A 19,184-nucleotide genomic window follows, 5' to 3' on the forward strand; every position below is an offset into this window, starting at 1 on the left:
TCCGGAGGGTGTCAATGACCAGTCCGAGACTGGATGCCGATCCGTTACGGCACGCGAAAAGCCCCGCCCCCGGAGGCGACCTCCGGGGGCGGGGCTTCGGTGTGCGGCTGTTACGGCGTCTTGACCGGGTTCGTCGGGTCCTCGCCCGTGTGCTGCACCGGCATCGGTATCGGCCGGGTGGCCAGCGAGCGCGCCGAGGCCGGGTCGGCGAGCGCCGAGGGCGGCAGGGTGTCCAGCACGGCCGGCGGCGCGGCCGCCGGCGTGGGCTCCTCCCGGAGCTTGATCCCCGCCTCGTCGAAGGCCTGCTTGAGGCGCTGGCGCAGGCCGCGGGTGATCAGCGCCGCCTTGCCCGGCATGGTCTTGGCCTCCACCCGCAGGACGACGGTCTCGGCGGCCACCGACTCCACCCCGAGCACCCGCACCGGCTCCCAGAGCAGCTCGTCCCACGGCGGCTCCTTGGCCAGCGCCTCGGTCGTGTCCAGGATCAGGTCCTCCACCCGGTCCAGGTCCTCGCGGTAGCCGACCTGCACGTCCACGGTCGCGGTCGACCAGCCCTGGCTCATGTTGGCGATCCGCTTGACCTCGCCGTTGCGGATGTACCAGATCTCGCCGGTCGCGCCGCGCAGCTTGGTCACCCGCAGCCCGACCTCCAGCACGGTGCCGCTGGCCACGCCGGTGTCGATCTCGTCACCGACGCCGTACTGGTCCTCCATGATCATGAAGACCCCGGAGAGGAAGTCCGTCACCAGGTTGCGCGCGCCGAAGCCGATCGCCACACCCGCGACCCCGGCGCTGGCCAGCAGCGGTGCCAGGTTCACCCCGAGGGCGGCCAGGATCATCAGCGCGGCGGTGCCCATGATGCTGAACGAGGCCACGCTGCGCAGCACCGAGCCGATCGCCGCCGAGCGCTGGTGGCGCCGCTCGGTGTTGACCAGCAGTCCGCCCAGCCGGCTGGTCTCGCCGGCGTCGTGCTCGTGCTCCTTGGTCATCCGCGCGATCAACTGCGCGATGAGCTTGCGCACCACCGCCCGCAGCACCAGGGCCAGGACGAGGATGAAGACGATCCGCACCGCGCCCTCGACCCAGTTCTGCCAGTTGGCGTCCAGCCAGCTGGCCGCCTGCTTGGTGCTGGTGGTGACCTGGTCGGCGCTGGTCGGCAGAGTGAGGCCGCTCGAGCTGTGGCCGTCGGAGGCCAGCGGGAGGAGGGCCGGGAATCCGGTCCGACTCACGGGAGGAACCTTCCTGCAGAGTGCACGTTTCGCCCGAGCCTATCGCCCGTCAGGCAGGCCCCCGGACCGCCCGGTCCTGCGAACAGGTGATCCCGGTGGGCCGCGGGGAGCCGCCCGAGCACCGTTCGAGTGCAGTGCGGGGCGGCCCTGGGCATAGAGCTAGGACAGCCAGCTATGACAGAAGCCACCCCGGTCCGTTATCCGGTAATGGTGGCGCCGTACAAACCCGTAAGGCGACACTGGGGGTGATCGCGCAGCAATGCGCGGTCATCCGCTCGTCCCGGCGCGAGCCACGCGCCGCAGGCGTCCAAGGAGGCATCCGTGCCGCATGTCCTGGTCCTCAACGCGTCCTACGAGCCACTCGGCGTCGTATCGATGCGCCGCGCACTCATCCTCGTCCTCAACCACAAGGCGATCAGCCTGGAGGACTCGGAATTCACTCTGCACAGCGCCACCAGCGCCGTTACGGCGCCGTCAGTCGTCCGTCTGACCCGCTTCGTCCGGGTCCCGTTCTGCGGGCCCGTACCTCTCACCCGCCGCGCACTCTTCGCCCGTGACCACGGGCGCTGCGTCTACTGCGGGGCCGCCGCGACCAGCGTCGACCACGTGATCCCGCGCAGCCGCGGCGGACAGCACCGCTGGGACAACGTGGTGGCGGCCTGCCGCCGCTGCAACCACGTCAAGGCCGACCGCCACCTGACCGAACTGGGCTGGCGGATGAAGCGACCACCGGCCCCGCCCAGCGGGCTGGCCTGGCGCATCATCGGAACCGGGATCAAGGACCCGCGCTGGCGGCCCTACCTGGAGCCCTACGGAGCCACGGACCAGTTCCGCGACTTCGAGCACCACGACCATACCGACCACGGGGGAGCCACCCCGGTCCCGCTGGGCCGGTCCCGTCCCGTCCACCGCGGCGAGCAGCCCGAAACGCTCACCGCCTGACCCCACCAAGGCCTGGCCGTACGGTATGCCTCATGGGCCGGCGGCGCGCTCCCCAGTGAGCACGCCGCCGGCCCGCCGTGTTCCGGCCCGGGCCCTCACACCGGCGTGGCCACCCGCACCGGGCGCCGGACGGCGGCCGGGCGCAGCAGCGGCGCCGTCGTGAGGGCCAGCAGCACCGCGCCCACCGGCATCAGGTCCAGCGAGGCGGCCATCAGTACGGTCGCGGCCAGCGCCGTCAGCGGGCTCCAGAACGGGATCAGGCGGCGCACCGCGAGGATCCCCAGCAGCCCGAGCAGGCCGAGGTAGAAGAAGAGCGGCAGCACCGTGTAGAACGCGGGCAGCACGCCGGGGTGGCTCTGGATCTGCTCGAAGAGCCGGTCCTTGTCGGCCGCGTCGACGGCCCGCAGGCCGACGTAGAGGTCGATCGCGGTCTGCCCCAGCGTCGCGCCGAGGCCGACCAGCGCCGCGCCGAAGGCGATCCGGGCCGCCACCGGGCCGCGCGCGGCGGCCGTCCGGTAGAGGCCGTGGAAGAGCACGCCGAAGAACAGCAGCGAACCCAGCAGCGCGAGGTGCCCGGCGGTCCAGCCGGGGCCCGGGCCGTGGTGCCCGTCGAGGAGTCTTACGACGCCGTACGTGCCGAGCAGCGCGGGCGCGGCGAGGTAGGCGAGCTGGTGCGGGCGGTCGGTGGTGGTGGTGCCGGTCATCGTGGTGGTTCCGATCGAGAGGTCCTGCGGGAGTCTTCCTGGCGACAGGGAAGATCCTGCTCTCGACCGGCCCGCAGCGGATCGCCGTGCACGGTGAACCCACGGCCTCGCCCGTACGGGGGAGCAGCTCCCCCGCACGGGCGATCCCGACCCGAAGAGGTCTCAGCGCTGGGCCGGCTGCGCCCCCGGGGTCGGCTGGGCCGGGGCGGTGGTCGGTCCGGCGCCCGGGGCCGGCTGCCCCGAGGGGGTCGGGACGATCGTCGGCGGGGCCGTCGGCGCCGTCGTACCGGGCGCCGCGGGCACCCCGCTGGGCGTCGTCGTGGGAGCCGGCACGGGCGCGCCGGTGGTCGGCGTCGTCGGGACGGTCGGCGGCGTCGGCACGATGGGCGTGGCGGTCGGACCGGTGACCGCGTACGCCTCGATGCCGGAGAGCGAGTAGCCGTACTTGGTGGCCCGGCTGACACCCTGCATCCGCAGGTAGAGCGTGTTCGGCGCGTCGAAGCGCACCGTCTCGGTGCCACCGTGGCCGGCCACGGTCGCCACCGTCGTCCAGGTCACCCCGTCGGGCGAGGTCTGCAGCTGGTAGGCGGAGGCGTAGGCCGCCTGCCAGTGCAGCACCGCCGAGCCCAGCCGGGTGGGCTGCGCCAGCTTGAGCTGCACCCAGGCGTCGTCCACCGCGGGCGCGGACCACCGGGTGGCGGCGTCGCCGTCGGCGACCGCCGACGCCGGGTACTTCGCGGAGTCGTCGCCCGAGGAGCTCGCGGTCGAGGTGAGCGCGAGGTCCGGCCCGCCGGTCGGGGGCACCACGTGCACCTGGAGGGTCTGCTGGATGGTCACCCCGTTGGTGGTGAAGTCGACCGGCACCTGGTACGTCCCGGACGGCGTCGTCGCGGCCGCCGTGACCTGCACGGTGGTGCCGGCCCGCCCGCCGCGCGGCACGCTCACCGGCGCGCCGGGAGTGCCCGGCGCGGGCGACGGCGTCACGCTCAGCCCCGGCACGCCGGCCGGCAGCTCGGCCCGGACGTCGCCGGTGGCGCCCTCCGGCCGGGTGGCGTCCACCACGGCCTGGGTGCTCGCGGGCGTGGTCGCCCCGGCGGTCACGTCCAGCTCCGGGTCGGCGAGGCTCAGCCGGGCGATCGGCGTGTCGGCGTACCAGGGGACGATCTGGTTGACCACCGGCGCGTCGCCGCCCGGCGCCCAGGTCAGCCGGACGGCGCCGACCGGCTGACCGCCCGTCGGCAGTTCGTTGTAGCCGGGGTTCAGGGTGCCGATCGGGGCCCAGCTGCCGTCCGCCTTGCGGACCTCCACCGTCGCGGTGGCCTTGACCGTGGGGTCGGTCAGCACGGTGATCCGGTCCAGCGGACGGGTGTCGCCGAGGTCGACGGTGAGCGGGGTGTCGGTGGCGGTCGGTGCGGCCGCCGCCCGGTAGGCGGTGTCCGGGTCGCCGTCCAGGACGGCCCCGGCGGAGGAGCCGGGCGCCGCCGCCGGGCCGCCGGAGACGCTGACCAGCGCCGCGCCGGGCGCGCTGACGCTGAAGTCCCGTACGGCGACGGCGGTCTGCTGGGTGGCGGTGGCCCGCAGCCGGATCGCCTTGACCACCACGCCGTCCGGGAGCTTGGCCGCCACGGTCTTCTGGTTGTGCACCTTCAGCAGCTGCTTCCAACTGCCGTCGCCGGTCGAGTACTCCAGCACGCCGTCGTGCAGGTAGTCGTCGGCGGCCGCGGACTGGTCGGTGCCCGGGTCGCCCGGGCCGTCCGTCGAGCCCATCCGCACGGTGACGGTGTCCACCGGACGGCCGTCGCCCAGGCTCACGCCGAAGCTGTCGCCGGGCTGCGGCGGCGCCGCACTCCAGTAGAAGGTGTCCGGCGCGGAGTCGGTCATCAGGGCGGAGCCGTGGTCGTCCGCGCTGCCCATCGTGGTGGTCGGGGAGAGCGAACCGGCGCTCACCCCCGACCAGCTGTCGGAGGCCTGCAGCGTCCGGTCGAGGAACGGGTCGAGCACGCCGGCGCCGACCGTCGCCGCGCCCTGCGCGAGCGTGTCGCGCAGCTGCCGCAGCTTGACCCGGTCCTGCCAGGCGCCGGAGCCGTCGCCGTGGTGCTGGGCGAGCAGCATGTCCACGGCCGCCTGCCCGGCCTGCCCGTAGCTGCTGAGCCGGCTCAGCCAGGGCGCGATCTCCGCGGACAGGCCGCCGCCCTCGGAGTCGGAGCCGTCGGCCAGCGCGCTCTGGGCGCCGGCCATCGTGGTGAAGGCGGCCCGCAGCGGGTCGGCGGCCTGCTGGAGCTTGCCGAGGTCCACCGTGCCGCCGCCGGTGGGCTGCAGCGCGGCCCAGAAGGCCGCGATCAGCGGGGTCAGGTAGCCGGACTCCTTGGCCGCGAGCGGGGAGGAGGAGCTGTTGCCGGCCAGCGCCGTCAGCGCGGCGAGGGCCGGGCCGGTGCCCGCGTCGGCGGTGCTGCCGGGGACGGCGGTGGCGGCCAGCGCGCTCAGCGCGTACTGCCAGGACGCGTCGGGCTGGTAGCCGGTCGGGTTCCAGCCGAAGTCGGCGGCGGTGGAGAGCGCGATCCGGGAGGCGGCGGGCTGCTGCATGCCGGAGGTCAGCAGGGCGGCGGACCGGGTGGCCACCGCGGGGTCGCGCCCGACGTACGGACCGAGGTAGAGCCGGTCGGGCGTGGAGTCGTTGACCGGGTAGTTGTCCATGGTGACCAGCGGGTGGCCGAAGACCGTCGCGGTGTCCGTGGTCTGAGCCGCCGTGATCTTGCCCGGGATCACCCCGGCTCCGGTCCAGGCCACCTGGACGGCGGCCGGCAGCCCGGCGGACAGCGCGGTGCGGTAGATGCTCCGGCCGCTCTGGTAGTACTCGGTGGGGACGATCGAGAGCGGGGCCAGGTCCGGGTGGGCCGCGATCAGCCGGCTCTGCACCTTGGCCGCCAGGTCGGACTGCGCCTTGGCGGAGGCGGCCGCGCCGGTGCCGTACTTGGCGCTGTCGGCCGAGCAGTGCCACTCGTCGAAGCTGACGTCCTGGAACTGCAGCTGGAACGCCTCGAAGCCGAGGTCGCGCATCGCGCTCAGCTTGGCGATCAGCGCGTCGACGTCCTTGGCGGAGCTGTAGCAGAAGGTCTGGTTGGGGGCGACCGCGTAGCCGAGCGTCACGTGGTTGCGCCCGGCCCGGTCGGCCAGCGCGCGCAGCTGGGCCTGCTGGTCGGCCGGGTACGGGTCGCGCCACTGCGCCTGGCGGTACGGGTCGTCGCCGGGGGCGTAGAGGAAGAAGTTCTGCTTGGTCCGGCCCAGGAAGTCGATCTGGTCCAGCCGCTGGGCGGTCGTCCACGGAGTGCCGAAGAACGACTCGGCGACGCCGCGGACCGGCGTCCCGGACGGCCAGTCGCGCAGCACGACGCCGGGGAACCCGAAGGCCGGCGTGGACTGGCCCGCCACCTGCCCCTGGCCCGCCGGGACGGTGGTCAGCAACTGGCGCAGGCTCTGGGCGGCGTGGAAGGTGCCCTCGGCGTCCACCCCGGCGAGTACCAGGGCGCCGTACGTTCCGCCGCCGGTGGCGGGCAGCTGACCGGCCGCCAGCACGTAGCCGCCGGCCGGCAGTCCGGCGGGGGAGGGCGCGCCGAGCGCCTGCAGGGCCTGGTCGGCGCCGTCGGCGGACCCCTCGCCCGGACCGCCGACGTACACCACGAGCGCACCGGCCGCCGGTGCCTGGCTCGGCGTCGCGAAGGCGGTCGCGCCGCCGTCGCCCAGCACCTCGCGGACGGCGTCCAACGCGCCCGGATCGGCCTGCGGGGCGACCACCAGGGACACCGCGGCCGGTACGGTCACCGGCTTGCCGCTCAGGTGCTGCTCCTGCGGGCGCGGGAAGACCTGCGGGTTCGTCAGATTGCCGAGCGGGGTGCGGGCCGGGGCGGTGACCGAGACGGACGGCGGCTGCGACGGCGCGGCGGAGGCCGGAACGGTGGCCAGCAGGCCGCCGATCACGGCGGCGGCGGAGATCGTGGCGGCGATCCGCAGGGAGGCCCGACGGTGCGTCAGGGTGCCGGTTCCGCTGGTGGTCCGCCCGACGAGCGCGCGGACCTCGGGAAGCAGCGGTTCGGTTCCCTTGAGCTCGGCGATCAGCCGGTCGGCGGCACGCGGGGCGACCCGGCGGGCGGTCCGGGCGGTGGCGCGCCGGGTGACCAGGACGGCCGGGTGGTCGAGGACTTCGCGCAGAGCCGGGCTGACTTCGAGCTGCTGTCGCAGCCGCTTTCCGGCGGCTGCGGACACGCGGGTCTGCACAGGGGCCTCCTCGCGGCCGGGGGCAGTCGGCCGAACGGGGTGATCGAAGGGCGTGCGGACCCTGTCCGCGATCTCCGCCGACCGCACCGAGTGCCGCCGCCCCAGCCCACCAGTTGGGCGCGTCAGTGTCAACGCGGTACACCGTTCCGTCCTGTTTGCCCCGGCTTGCCCGGCAGTTCGGTCACCATCCGCTGTCGCGGGGTGCTTCACGGTGGTTCACGAACGGTGCCGGACCGGCGCCGATTCCGGCGCCCGGACCGGTTCCCGGCGTGCCGGTGCGGGTCGCGGCGGGTGCACACGGGTAGGAGTGGAGCTGTCACTTACCGTGCTGCTCCGCCGTGTTGCCCCCGCCGTCGCGGCCCGCCAGGGCCGCCCTCCGCCGTCCCTCCACCGACCCCGCGCAACCTCCCCCCACGTCCGTCCACCCTCACCCGCCCGAGTCGCCGAGCCTGCAGGAGCCCGTGTTGGCCGCATACCTCAACCGTCCCGACGCCGCCACGTCCCCGACCGACGCCTCCGGCGGAGGCGAACCCGGCGCTCCCGCCGAGGCTTTCGGGGCAGCTCCGGTCGGCGCGCCGCCGACCGACGACGCCCCGCCGGCGCCCGCCGCGCTGGCCGCCCTGGCGCACGCCCACGGGGTCGACACCAGCTACGACCCCGGCGCCGGGCCCGTCCCGGTCTCCGCGCACACCCTGGTCGCGGTGCTCGGCGCGCTCGGTGTGGACGCGAGCACCCCGCAGGCCGTCGACCGGGCGCTGGCCGAGCACCGCGCCCGCGCTGCCACCCGGCTGCTGCCGACCTGCCTGGTCGCCCGGGCCGGCCGGCGCACCGCGCTGGACGTGCCGGCCGAGGCCCGGCTGACGATCACGCTGGAGGACGGCACGGACTGGCAGTTGCCGCCCGGCCGTTCGCACTGGCTGCCCGCCGACCTCCCGCTCGGCCGGCACACCCTGCACCTGCGCACGGCCGAGCACGGACGGGACGAGCGCACCGAGTCGGCGCCGCTGATCGTCGCCCCCGAGCGGCTGACCGTCCCGGCCGGCCGCGGCTGGGGCTTCCTGGCCCAGCTCTACTCCGTGCTCTCTGAGCGCTCCTGGGGCATGGGCGACCTCGCCGACCTGGCCGAGCTGGCGCAATGGTCGGCGGGCGCGCTCGGCGCGGGCTTCCTGCAACTCAACCCGCTGCACGCGGCGCTGCCCGGCACCCCCTCCGACCCGTCGCCGTACCGCCCGTCCTCGCGCCGCTTCGCCGACCCGGTGCACCTGCGGATCGAGGCCGTCCCCGAGTACGCCTACGCCGGTGCCGAGGCCCGCGCCCGCCTGGTGGAGCTGGCCCGGCAGGCGGAGCGGCTGCGTCAGGAGGTGCTCCAGCACGACGGTCTGATCGACCGTGACGGCGTCTGGTCCCTCAAGCGCGAGGCGCTGCTGCTCCTGCACGCCGTGCCGCGCGGCCCGGGTCGCGCGCAGGCCTACCGGGCCTTCGTCCGGCGCGAGGGCGACTGGCTGGAGCAGTACGCCACCTGGTGCGCGCTGGCCGAACAGCACGGCGCCGACTGGCACCACTGGCCCAAGGGCCTGCGCCGCCCCGACACCCCGCAGGTCGCCGCCGCGCGCGCCGAGCTGGCGGACGCCGTCGAGTTCCACCGCTGGCTCGCCTGGCAGCTGGACGAGCAGCTCGGCGCCGCCCAGCGGGCCGCCGAAGAGGCCGGCATGGCGGTCGGCCTGATCCACGACCTGGCGGTCGGTGCCCACCCGGACGGCGCCGACGCGTGGGTGCTCCAGGACGTCCTGGCCGCCGGCATCTCGGTCGGCGCCCCGCCCGACGCGTTCAACGCGCACGGCCAGGACTGGGGCCTGCCGCCCTGGCGCCCCGACGCCCTCGCCGCCGCCGGCTACGCGCCGTACGCGGAGCTGCTGCGCTCGGCGGCCCGGCACGCCGGGGCGATCCGGATCGACCACGTGATGGGCCTCTTCCGGCTCTGGTGGGTACCGGCCGGCCGGCCGCCCACCGAGGGCACCTACGTCCGGTACGACGCCGAGGCGATGCTCGGCGTGCTCGCGCTGGAGGCACACCGGGCCGGTACCGCCGTGATCGGCGAGGATCTCGGGACGGTCGAGCCCGGCGTGCGCGAGGAGCTGACGGCACGCGGCATCCTGGGCACCTCGGTGCTCTGGTTCGAACGCGACTGGGCGGGCGACAGCGGTGACAAGGGCAGCCCGCTGCCCCCCGACCGGTGGCGCGCCGCCTGCCTCGCCACCCTCACCACCCACGACCTGCCGAGCACCGCGGCCCGGCTCTCCGGTGAGCACGTGGAGCTGCGCCACCAACTCGGCCTGCTGGCCCGCCCGCTGGCCGACGAGCAGGCCGAGGCCGCCGCCGAACTGGCGGACTGGCGCGTCGAGCTGACCAGGCTCGGTCTGCTGGACCCCGGAGCACAGCTCGACCAGGCCGCCCTCTACCGCTTCCTGCGGGCCACCCCGGCGCAGCTGGTCGGCGTCTGGCTGCCCGACACCGTCGGCGACCCGCGGCCGCAGAACCTCCCGGGCACCTGGGACCAGTACCCCAACTGGCGCCTGCCGGTCGCGGACGCCGCCGGCATCCCGGTCACCCTCGAACAGCTGGCCGCCGCCCCGGGCGCCCAGGCCCTGGCCGCGCTGCTGCCCGTGCGGCAGCCCCCCGCCCCCGGAAGGCCGACCCCGGCGCGCGACCCTCGATAAAGGGCGGCTACCTTAGGAAACGTGGACAAGAGGAACGCTTTGCGCGCTGGTGCGGTCACCGCAGCGGCCACGCTGATGATGCTGATGTCGTCGCCCGCCTTCGCCGAGGCCGGTGAGCTCGCGGACGCCCCCTACAAGGGCCTGACCGTCGCCCAGTCCCTCGGGCTGTACGTCGGTATCCCGCTGCTCGCCTTCGCGGTCATCGCCGGGCTGGCGATGCTGACGTCCAAGCCAACCGTCAAGAAGAAGTAACCGGATCCTCCCGACCCCGTCGCCCGCACCCGGGCGGCGGGGTTCGCCGCGTTGGACCGCCGCGTTGGGCCGCTCAGCCCGAGCCGATCAGGTACCCCGCCGCGTAGGTCACGGCCATCGCCAGGCCGCCCCCGACGACGTTGCGCAGCACCGATGGCCGCACCGGCGCCTCGCCCAGCCGCGCCCCCACCCAGCCCGTCAGGACCAGCGCGCACAGCACGGCGACGACCGTCACCGGCACCCGCACGTGGGTCGGCGGCAGCACGATGGCCAGCAGCGGCAGCAGCGCCCCGACCACGAAGGACGCGAAGCTGGCCCAGGCCGCGTGCCACGGGTTGACGATCTGCTCGGGGTCGATCCCCAGCTCCACCCGGGCGTGCGCGGTGAGCGCGTCCCGCTCCGTCAGCTGCTCGGCCACCTCCCTGGCCAGCTCCGGCGTCAGTCCTCTGGCCTCGAACATCCCCGCCAGCTCGGCGAGTTCCGCGACCGGCTGCTCCGCCAGCTCGCGCCGCTCGGCTTCCAGCGCCGCCTTCTCGGCTTCCCGCTGGGTGCTGACCGACACGTACTCGCCCGACGCCATCGAGAGCGAGCCCGCCAACAGCCCGGCCAGCCCCGAGGCGAGCAGCACCGTCGAGGAGGCGGTCGCGCCCGCGACCCCGACCACCAGCCCGGCCGTCGACACCACCCCGTCGTTGGCCCCGAGCACCCCGGCCCGCAGCCAGTTCAGCCGAACCCCGAGCGCGCCCGAGTCCGCGTCCGCCCCTGCCACCGTCTCGTTGTCCATCCCGCCAGTCTCCCCACACCGGTCCCCGGCGGAACACCCGGCACGCGGCGTGTCCACGCCAGGTCAGTAGGTCGGGAACGCCGCCGTGTCGATCCCGTACGCGCCGAGCCGGACGCTCTCGCCGAAGCGGAACTCGCGGCGGGTGCTGTAGCGCTGGCCTTCGGGGGTGCTGTGCGGGGCGGAGAGCACCAGTCCGGTGCCGGTGCGCGGGTCGATGATCAGGTAGTACGGGATGCCCATGGTGGGGTAGTCGCGCATCTTGCCCTCGTAGTCGTTCTCCGGGTTCGACTTGGAGACGACCTCCACCACGGCCGTGACGTCGCGGGGGTGGACGGCTTCACCCGATTCCAGGGCGGCCTCGGGGAACACCATGACGTCCGGCCGGCGCTTGATCCCCGACGCCGGGTCCTCGACGTCGGCACCGCCGTGGGCGATCAGTCCCAGCGGTGACTGCTCCAGCTGGCGGTCGAGGTGCTTGGCGAGGCGGTAGACGATGAGTTCGTGCAGGTTCGCCGGGCTCATCATCATGATGATCTCGTCCCCGCTGATCTCGGTGGCCCAGACGTCCTCGGGCGCGTGGGCGGCGAGTTCGTCCGCGACCGCCCGCATCCTGGCGTAGTCCATGGGTGCGCTGCCTCCTCCGGGGGATCGGTCCGTCCAGCGTAGTGCGGGGGAGACGGACAGGCCGTCGACACCGCGCGGGCGGTGTCGACGGCCTGTCCGGGGTGCTGTCGCCTCAGCGGGCGGCGGCGGCCCGGTCGGCCGCCTGGGCCTTGAGGGCGCGGTCGATGCCGGCGCGGGCCTCGACGATCATGCGGCGCAGGGCCGGGACCGGCTCGGCGGCCGCGAGCCAGGCGTCGGTCGCGTCCAGGGTGGCCTGCTCGACCTGGTAGGACGGGTACAGGCCGACGATGATCTGCTGCGAGATCTCGTGACTGCGGCTCTCCCAGACCTCCTTCACCGCAGCGAAGTACTTCGCGGTGTAGGGCGCGGTCAGCTCGCGCTGGTCGGCCTGGTTGAAGCCGGAGATGACGGCGTCCAGGATGTAGTTGGTCAGCTCGTCCGACTCCACCGCCGACGCCCAGGCGTCCGCCTTGGCCTCGGCGGTCGGGCGCGCGGCGCGGCAGGCGGCGGCGTGCTCCTGGCCGGCCGCGGTGTTGTCGCGGACCAGCTCGTCGGCGATCTCCCGGTCGCCGGCGCGGCCGGCGGCGACCAGGGTGCCCAGCAGCACCCAGCGCAGCTCGGTGTCGATGGCCAGGCCCTCGATCTCGACCGAGCCGTCCAGCAGCCCGGCGAGCAGGTCGAACTCCCCGTCGCTGCCGGCGGCGCCGGCCAGCGCGCGGGCCCAGGCCAGCTGGTGGTCGCTGCCGGGGGCGGCGGCGCGCAGCTCCTCCTCGGCGGCGGCGGCCCAGCGGGCCCGCCCCTCGGCACGCCAGGACGGGTCGGCGTAGAGGTCGAGGGCCATCTTGACCTGACGGTGCACCGACTGGACCACGCCGATGTCCGACTCGCGGGGCAGCCCGGCCAGGGCCAGCGCCAGGTAGTCGCGGGTGGCCATCTCGCCGTCCCGGGTCATGTCCCAGGCCGCGGCCCAGACCAGGGCGCGCGGCAGCGGGTCGGTGAAGGCGCCGAGGTGGGCGGTGACCACGGCCAGCGAGTCCGCGTCCAGGCGCAGCTTGGCGTACGAGAGGTCGTCGTCGTTGAGCAGCACGACGGAGGGCCGCGGCCGGCCGGTCAGCTGCGGGACGGCGGTGCGCTCGCCCTCCACGTCCAGCTCGATCCGGTCGGTGCGGACCAGCTTGCCGTCCGTCAGGTCGTAGCTGCCGACGGCGATCCGGTGCGGGCGCAGGGCCGCCTCGCCCTTGGCGCCGGCGGGCAGCGCGGGGGCCTCCTGGACGATCGTGAAGGAGCTGACCAGGCCGTCGGCGCCGACCTCGATCTCCGGGCGCAGGATGTTGATGCCGGCCGTCTCCAGCCACGCCTTCGACCAGGACTTGAGGTCGCGGCCGCTGGCGCTCTCCAGCATGCCCAGCAGGTCGGGGAGCGTGGTGTTGCCCCAGGCGTGCTGCTTGAAGTACGCCTGCAGGCCCTTGAAGAAGGCGTCCTGGCCGACGTACGCCACCAGCTGCTTGAGCACCGAGGCGCCCTTGGCGTAGGTGATGCCGTCGAAGTTGACCTGGACGTCGTCGAGGTCGTTGATCTCGGCCATGATCGGGTGGGTGGACGGCAGTTGGTCCTGCCGGTAGGCCCAGGTCTTCATCTGGTTGGCGAAGGTGGTCCAGCCGTTCGGCCACCGGGTGCCCTCGGGCTCGACCAGGGCGACCATCTCGGCGTAGGTGGCGAACGACTCGTTCAGCCAGAGGTCGTTCCACCACTGCATGGTGACCAGGTTGCCGAACCACATGTGGGCCAGCTCGTGCAGGATGGTGCTGGCGCGGGCCTCGTAGGAGGCGTCGGTCACCTTGGAGCGGAAGACGTACTGGTCGCGCAGGGTCACCGCGCCGGCGTTCTCCATCGCGCCCGCGTTGAACTCCGGGACGAACAGCTGGTCGTACTTCTCGAACGGGTAGGCGAAGTCGAACTTCTCCTGGAAGTACGTGAAGCCCTGCTTGGTGACCTCGAAGATCGCCTCGGCGTCCAGGAACTCCTTGAGCGACGGACGGCAGTAGATGCCCAGCGGGACACGCTGGGTGCCGTCGGTGTACTCGTCGAAGACACCCACGTACGGGCCCGCGATCAGCGCGGTGATGTAGGTGGAGATGCGGCCGGTCGGGGCGAAGTTCCAGACCTGCGTGTCGCCGTCGCCGACCGGCTCCGGGGAGGGCGAGTTGGAGACCACGGCCCAGCCGCGCGGCGCGGTCACCGTGAAGGTGAAGGCGGCCTTGAGGTCGGGCTGCTCGAACGAGGCGAAGACCCGACGGGCGTCCGGGACCTCGAACTGTGTGTAGAGGTAGGTCTCGCCGTCCACCGGGTCGACGAAGCGGTGCAGGCCCTCGCCGGTGTTGGTGTACGCGCAGTCGGCGACCACCCGCAGTTCGTTCTCGGCGGCCAGGCCGGTCAGCGCGATCCGGCTGTCGGCGAAGGCGTCGAGGGCCACCGGCGTGCCGTTCAGCACGATCTCGTGGACGGCCGGGGCGACCAGGTCGATGAAGGTGGTGGCGCCGGGCTGACCGGCAGTGAACCGAACCACGGTGGTGGACCGGAACGTGCCGCCGTCACGGGCCGAACTCAGGTCGAGCTCGATGTCGTACGCGTCAACGTGGAGGAGCTGGGCCCGGGTACGGGCCTCCTCACGGGTCAAGTTGGTGCCAGGCACTCGCAGGACTCCTTTGTCAGGCTAAGGGCGACCCCTGTTTCCTGGCATCCTCCCACGCCCCCTGCCGGGCACGACGGGGACGCGGGGTCGGTGTGCGGGCCCGGTGCTCCGCCCGCACACCGACCTGCGGTCAGCCCTTGCCGTAGAGCGTGGCGGTGGCCTCGATCGGCAGCTGGGGGACGGTCAGCACCTGGCTGAGGTCGCTCGACACCAGCACCTGGGCGTCCTGGAACGGCATGAAGCTGTCGTCCTTGACGGTGAAGGAGGAGATGGCGGTCAGCGAGCCGTCGGCCGGGCTCAACGAGACCAGCCGGGAGCCCTTGCCGAAGCCGTCCATCGCGATCGCCAGCGGCTTGCCGTCCTTGCTGCCGTCGACCAGGCGCAGGCCCTGCTCGGCGCCGCCGTCGACGGTCCACAGCGTGGTGCCGGAGATCAGGTCGATGGCGCGGATCGCCGTCTTGTTGCTCTGACTGACCTCCACGTACAGGGTGTTGCCCAGCACGATGTTCTTGCTCAGCGCGGCGGAGGCGGAGCTGAGCTGCAGGCGGTCCTCACCGGCGACCTTCAGCGGGATCTTGGCCATCGTCTTGCCCGACGAGTCGACGCCCACCAGGTAGTCGTTGTCGTAGCCGGAGGAGATCTGCAGCACCAGCGGCTTGGTCGAGACGATGTTCGTCAGCCGGTCGTTGTCGGTGGTCAGCGCGAACGACGAGGTGGTCTGGCCGGTGTCGGCGTTGAGCACCGACAGCTGCTGCTTCGGGTTGGCGTCCGGGCAGAAGTCGCTGACCACGACCACGGATCCGGCGGCATCCGAGCTCTCGTTGCAGTAGTCGCCGCGGTCCTTGTAGTTCCAGGCGTTCTTGCCGTCCGACAGGTTGAAGCCGGCCAGCAGCGCGCCGCTGGCGGCGGCCACCGTGGTGTCCGTGACGGTGATCTGGGTGTCGAAGCTCTTGCTGGGCAGCGAACTGCCCACGTTGAACAGCAGCTTGCCGGCGGTGGCGTCCACCGCGCCGACCGAGGCGCAGTCGTCGTCACCGAGGTTGAGGCTGATCCCGCCGACGTTGTTCTTGTTGGTGGTGACGGACATCGAGCAGAACGCCTTGGTGCCGCTCGGCGGCGTCAGCGTCCAGGCCACCTGGCCGTTGCTCAGGTTGTAGGCCGTCAGCGCGGTGGCGTCGCCGCGCACCAGGAGCTTGTCGGTGGTCCACTCGCCCAGGGTGTGCGAGTCGGAGCCGCTGACGGTCGACTTCGGCACGGTCCAGCTGGCCTTGAGCTTGCCGGCGTCGGTGCCGCCGCCCCCGCCGCCGCCCGTGCTGCCGGCGCTGGTGCCGCCGGCAGTGGTGCTCGTCTTGGGGGTGGAGGAGGAGCTGAAGAGGACGATCAGGGCGATCACGATGCCGATCGCCAGGATGCCGCCGGCGACGCCGCCGAAGACCAGCACCCCGTTGCGCTGCTTGGCCGCCACCGGCGCCGGCATGGCCGGTCCGGGGTAGCCGTAGCCGACCGGCTGGGCGTACTGCGGCGGCACGCCGTAGCCGCCCTGGTCGGGCATCGGGCCGGGGTGGCCGTAGCCGTTCTGCGGCGCGCCGTAGGCGGGCGGCGGGGTGGGCGCGGCCTGCGGGTAGCCGTAGCCGAGGCCGGCCTGCGGGTCGTACGGGCCGATTGGCGCCTGCGGCGTCCCGTACGCGGGCGGTCCGCTCGGGGCGGCCGGGCCGCCGGGGCCCGGGGCCTGGGCCGGGAAGGCGGGGGCGGTCGGCTGGTAGCTGACGTCCGCGGGCGGGCCGCTCGGGGCGGCCGGCGGCTGCGGGGCACCGGGCCGGCGGCCTGGGCGGGGATCGGAGCTCCGTCGAGCTGCGTCATCTGGTCCGCGACCGCCGCCGGGTCGACGCCGGGCCGCTGCCCGGCCGTCACGCCCCGGTGGTCCGGTGCCGCGGAGTCCTGCGGCCCTCCGCCCGGCACGCCACCGGCGCCCGGGTTCGAGTGATCCCCTGACATATGATGCCCCGTCATGTCTGTATGTGTGCCGCCCGGCCGGACCGGTCTGCTGGTGCCCCTGGGGCGGCTGAGATAAGGACATCGTAAGGGTGCTCCATTTGGCGGCCCTGGCAGGTCCCGTTCGGCGTGGCCGGGCCTCGCGTGCGTCCCGTCGCGGGCCGCTGCGGGGCGCCGCCCGGTCCGACGCAGATCGGTGACAGCGGCGCTGAGGCGGCATTGCCGGGCCCGCTCGGCATAGAGTTCACAAGTTGAAGGTGAACACTGGTTGCAACGTCGGCGGCACGCGGCGTGGCAGCCACTCATTCGCGAGCTCCGCCGCAATGGCGCGGCCTGGGGCGGGGACGGTCGGGTCTCCGGGCCCCTGGGAGGGTAAATCATGTCGATGGACACGCCGGGTTCGCAGTCGTCGCTGCACCGCGCCAACCTGGAGCGGGTGCTGCGCGCCGTGCGGATGGCGGGGTCGCTGACGCAGGCGGAGATCGCCCGGGGGACGGGACTGTCAGCGGCGACGGTCTCCAACATCGTCCGGGAGTTGAAGGAGAGCGGCACCGTCGTGGTCGCCGACACCTCCTCGGGCGGGCGCCGGGCGCGCTCGGTCTCGCTCAGCGGGGACGCCGGGATCGTGGTCGGCGTCGACTTCGGCCACTCCCACCTGCGGGTGGCGGTCGGCAACCTGGCGCACCGCGTGCTGGCCGAGGAGAGCGAGCCGATGAACGTGGACGTCTCGGCCGCGCAGGGCTTCGACCGGGCCGAGGCCCTGGTGGAGCGGCTCCTGGAGCAGGCCGGCTTCCGTCCGGACAAGGTGATCGGGGTCGGCCTCGGGGTGCCGGGCCCGATCGACGTGGAGACCGGGGCGCTCGGCTCGACCGCGATCCTGCCCGGCTGGACGGGCATCGCGCCGGGCCGTGAGCTCTCCTCTCGGCTGGGCATGCAGGTCTACGTCGACAACGACGCCAACCTCGGCGCGCTGGGCGAGCTGGTCTGGGGTGCCGGGCGCGGCCTGAGCGACCTCGCGTACATCAAGGTGGCCAGCGGTGTGGGCTCGGGGCTGGTGATCAACGGTCAGATCTACCGGGGCCCGGGTGGCACGGCCGGCGAGATCGGGCACATCACCCTGGACGAGGCCGGGCCGGTCTGCCGCTGCGGCAACCGGGGGTGCCTGGAGACCTTCGTCGGCTCCCGCTACCTGCTCAACCTCTTGAACGCGAGCCACGAACGCGAGCTGACTCTCTCGACGGTCGTCCAGCTGGCCCAGGACGGCGATCTGGGCTGCCGTCGGGTGATCGCGGACGCCGGACGGCAGATCGGCACCGGTGTGGCGATGCTCTGCAACCTGCTCAACCCGCGCCGGGTGATCCTCGGCGGAGACCTCGCCGAGGCCGGTGAACTGGTACTTTCCCCGATCCGGGACTCCGTCGCACGCTATGCGATCCCCTCGGCGGCCCGTCAGCTCTCGATCGTCCCGGGCACCCTGGGCGGCCGCGCGGAGGTGCTGGGAGCCCTCGCTCTGGTGATGAGCGAGATGGGCGAAACGGGTGCAATCGGACATTCCGCACACTCCTCGATCAGCCGCAACTGACCCGCAAACCGTACGAATGGTCTCGGGTTAGCCTTCGGGAAGATAACGAAAAGGTTTGGATCGCTGCACTGCTGGGTTTACTTGTTGACGACAAGGTGGGGTGACGGGTTGACTCCCTTCCACCTTGCCGCGACGTTGCGGCTCCGTCAGGGAGGCACCCCCCACCATGAACGCAATGATGCGTCGCGTCGTCATCGGCACCGCCGCGGTCTCGATGGCCCTCACCATGGCCGCCTGTGGCAAGGCGGGCAGTGACACCAAGGCAAGCAGCGGTGACTCCAAGACCGTTGGCCTGCTCCTGCCGGAGAACTCCTCCTCGGTCCGCTACGAGTCCTTCGACAAGCCGCTGATCACGGCCAAGATCAAGGACCTCTGCGCCGACTGTGACGTCAAGTACAACAACGCCAACGGTGACGCGGCCACCCAGAAGCAGCAGTTCGACACCCTGGTCTCGCAGGGCGTCAAGGTGATCCTGCTGGACGCCGTCAACGCCAAGGGCACCGAGTCCTGGGTCACCGACGCCGCCAAGAAGGGCGTCAAGGTCATCGCGTACGACCGCCTCGCCGCCGGCCCGGTCGCCGCCTACATCTCGTTCGACAACGAGAAGGTCGGCGAGCTGCAGGGCCAGGCGCTGATCACCGCGCTCGGCGCGAACGCCTCCCAGGACAGCATCGTCATGATCAACGGTGACGACGCCGACCCGAACGCCGGTCAGTTCAAGGCCGGTGCGCACAAGGTGCTCGACACCGGCGTGAAGAAGATCGCCTACGAGCAGTCCGGCCAGTGGCAGCCGACCGTGGCCAGCCAGAAGATGGGCGCCGCGATCACCGCGCTCGGCAAGACCGGCTTCCAGGGCGTCTACTCGGCCAACGACGGCATGGCCGCCGCCATCATCACCGCCCTCAAGGCGGCCGGCATCACCAACGTCCCGGTCGGTGGCCAGGACGCCGCCTCGGACGCCATCCAGCGCCTCCTGACGGGCGACCAGGCGTACACCATCTACAAGGCGTACAAGCCGGAGGCCGAGGGTGCGGCCACCATCGCCGTCAACCTGCTGCACAACCTGAGCGTGAGCGGCGTGGCCACCACGATGACCGCCAGCGGCAGCAACAGCATCCCGTCCCTGCTGCTGACCCCGGTCGTGGTGACCAAGGCCAACATCCAGAGCACCGTGATCGCGGACGGCCTCTACAAGGCCAGCGACATCTGCACCGCGCAGTACGCCGACGCCTGCAAGGCCGCCGGCATCCAGTAACGGCCGGGCCGGCCGGACCCCCTGGCGGGGTCCGGCCGGCGTTTGCCGTCCGGCGGACCGGCCCCTCGGCCGCGTGCGCCCCCACTCGTCTTCCGCACTACCTCTTCGCGCCCGGGGCGGCGCGCGGCTGACCCGGTCC

The 19,184-nt window shown here is 73.2% G+C and carries 12 protein-coding genes; 5 read left to right on the forward strand and 7 right to left on the reverse strand.

Annotated features, from left to right (window positions below; translation table 11 throughout):
• Nucleotides 1-110: 110 nt before the first annotated feature.
• Nucleotides 111-1,196, reverse strand: a complete 1,086-nt coding sequence (locus tag BS80_RS06065) for a mechanosensitive ion channel family protein (protein WP_035794706.1) — start codon at nucleotides 1,194-1,196, stop codon at nucleotides 111-113.
• Between the two features lie 354 nt (nucleotides 1,197-1,550).
• Between BS80_RS06065 and BS80_RS06070 the strand changes: the two genes are divergently transcribed.
• Entirely contained in the window at nucleotides 1,551-2,171 is a 621-nt protein-coding gene (locus BS80_RS06070) for an HNH endonuclease (RefSeq protein WP_035794115.1), read from the forward strand.
• A gap of 95 nt (nucleotides 2,172-2,266) precedes the next feature.
• Here BS80_RS06070 and BS80_RS06075 read toward each other — a convergent pair whose 3' ends face one another.
• Both BS80_RS06075 and BS80_RS06080 read right to left on the reverse strand, forming a co-directional pair.
• On the reverse strand, nucleotides 2,267-2,875 hold the full coding sequence (locus BS80_RS06075; protein WP_035794116.1) for a hypothetical protein: 609 nt from the start codon (nucleotides 2,873-2,875) through the stop codon (nucleotides 2,267-2,269).
• A gap of 162 nt (nucleotides 2,876-3,037) precedes the next feature.
• Nucleotides 3,038-7,147 (reverse strand): beta-N-acetylglucosaminidase domain-containing protein, encoded by a 4,110-nt coding sequence (locus BS80_RS06080; protein ID WP_051966160.1) that lies wholly within the window; start codon nucleotides 7,145-7,147, stop codon nucleotides 3,038-3,040.
• Nucleotides 7,148-7,611: 464 nt separating this feature from the next.
• Between BS80_RS06080 and malQ the strand changes: the two genes are divergently transcribed.
• A complete protein-coding gene (gene malQ / locus BS80_RS06085; RefSeq protein ID WP_083974308.1) occupies nucleotides 7,612-9,864 on the forward strand; it encodes a 4-alpha-glucanotransferase in 2,253 nt (750 codons plus the stop codon).
• 21 nt (nucleotides 9,865-9,885) lie between these two features.
• Nucleotides 9,886-10,116 (forward strand): hypothetical protein, encoded by a 231-nt coding sequence (locus tag BS80_RS06090; RefSeq protein ID WP_035794117.1) that lies wholly within the window; start codon nucleotides 9,886-9,888, stop codon nucleotides 10,114-10,116.
• 73 nt (nucleotides 10,117-10,189) lie between these two features.
• Here BS80_RS06090 and BS80_RS06095 read toward each other — a convergent pair whose 3' ends face one another.
• From BS80_RS06095 to BS80_RS06110, 4 genes are all read right to left on the reverse strand, one after another.
• On the reverse strand, nucleotides 10,190-10,900 hold the full coding sequence (locus BS80_RS06095) for a VIT1/CCC1 transporter family protein (protein ID WP_035794118.1): 711 nt from the start codon (nucleotides 10,898-10,900) through the stop codon (nucleotides 10,190-10,192).
• 63 nt (nucleotides 10,901-10,963) lie between these two features.
• A complete protein-coding gene (locus BS80_RS06100; RefSeq protein WP_035794119.1) occupies nucleotides 10,964-11,524 on the reverse strand; it encodes a Uma2 family endonuclease in 561 nt (186 codons plus the stop codon).
• Between the two features lie 112 nt (nucleotides 11,525-11,636).
• Nucleotides 11,637-14,216 carry an aminopeptidase N gene (gene pepN / locus BS80_RS06105; RefSeq protein ID WP_035794120.1) on the reverse strand — a complete coding sequence of 860 codons (2,580 nt, stop codon included), beginning with the start codon at nucleotides 14,214-14,216 and terminating at the stop codon, nucleotides 11,637-11,639.
• 130 nt (nucleotides 14,217-14,346) lie between these two features.
• A complete protein-coding gene (locus BS80_RS06110; protein ID WP_035794121.1) occupies nucleotides 14,347-15,768 on the reverse strand; it encodes an outer membrane protein assembly factor BamB family protein in 1,422 nt (473 codons plus the stop codon).
• An 825-nt stretch (nucleotides 15,769-16,593) separates the two neighbouring features.
• Here BS80_RS06110 and BS80_RS06115 point away from each other — a divergent pair.
• Together BS80_RS06115 and BS80_RS06120 are read left to right on the forward strand one after the other, a co-directional pair.
• Entirely contained in the window at nucleotides 16,594-17,790 is a 1,197-nt protein-coding gene (locus tag BS80_RS06115; protein WP_035794715.1) for an ROK family transcriptional regulator, read from the forward strand.
• Nucleotides 17,791-17,956: 166 nt separating this feature from the next.
• Nucleotides 17,957-19,045, forward strand: coding sequence for a sugar ABC transporter substrate-binding protein (locus BS80_RS06120; protein WP_035794122.1), 1,089 nt, complete (start codon nucleotides 17,957-17,959; stop codon nucleotides 19,043-19,045).
• Nucleotides 19,046-19,184: the final 139 nt, after the last annotated feature.

Source organism: Kitasatospora mediocidica KCTC 9733 (assembly GCF_000744225.1).
In the GTDB taxonomy this organism is placed as follows: domain Bacteria; phylum Actinomycetota; class Actinomycetes; order Streptomycetales; family Streptomycetaceae; genus Kitasatospora; species Kitasatospora mediocidica.

Bases quoted from the DNA above. Each gene is read 5' to 3' on its own strand.
- BS80_RS06100 (WP_035794119.1), bottom strand. From the start codon at position 11,524: ATGGACTACGCCAGGATGCGGGCGGTCGCGGACGAACTCGCCGCCCAC.
- BS80_RS06075 (WP_035794116.1), bottom strand. From the start codon at position 2,875: ATGACCGGCACCACCACCACCGACCGCCCGCACCAGCTCGCCTACCTC.
- BS80_RS06110 (WP_035794121.1), bottom strand. From the start codon at position 15,768: ATGCCCGACCAGGGCGGCTACGGCGTGCCGCCGCAGTACGCCCAGCCG.
- BS80_RS06095 (WP_035794118.1), bottom strand. From the start codon at position 10,900: ATGGACAACGAGACGGTGGCAGGGGCGGACGCGGACTCGGGCGCGCTC.
- BS80_RS06115 (WP_035794715.1), top strand. From the start codon at position 16,594: ATGGACACGCCGGGTTCGCAGTCGTCGCTGCACCGCGCCAACCTGGAG.
- BS80_RS06120 (WP_035794122.1), top strand. From the start codon at position 17,957: ATGAACGCAATGATGCGTCGCGTCGTCATCGGCACCGCCGCGGTCTCG.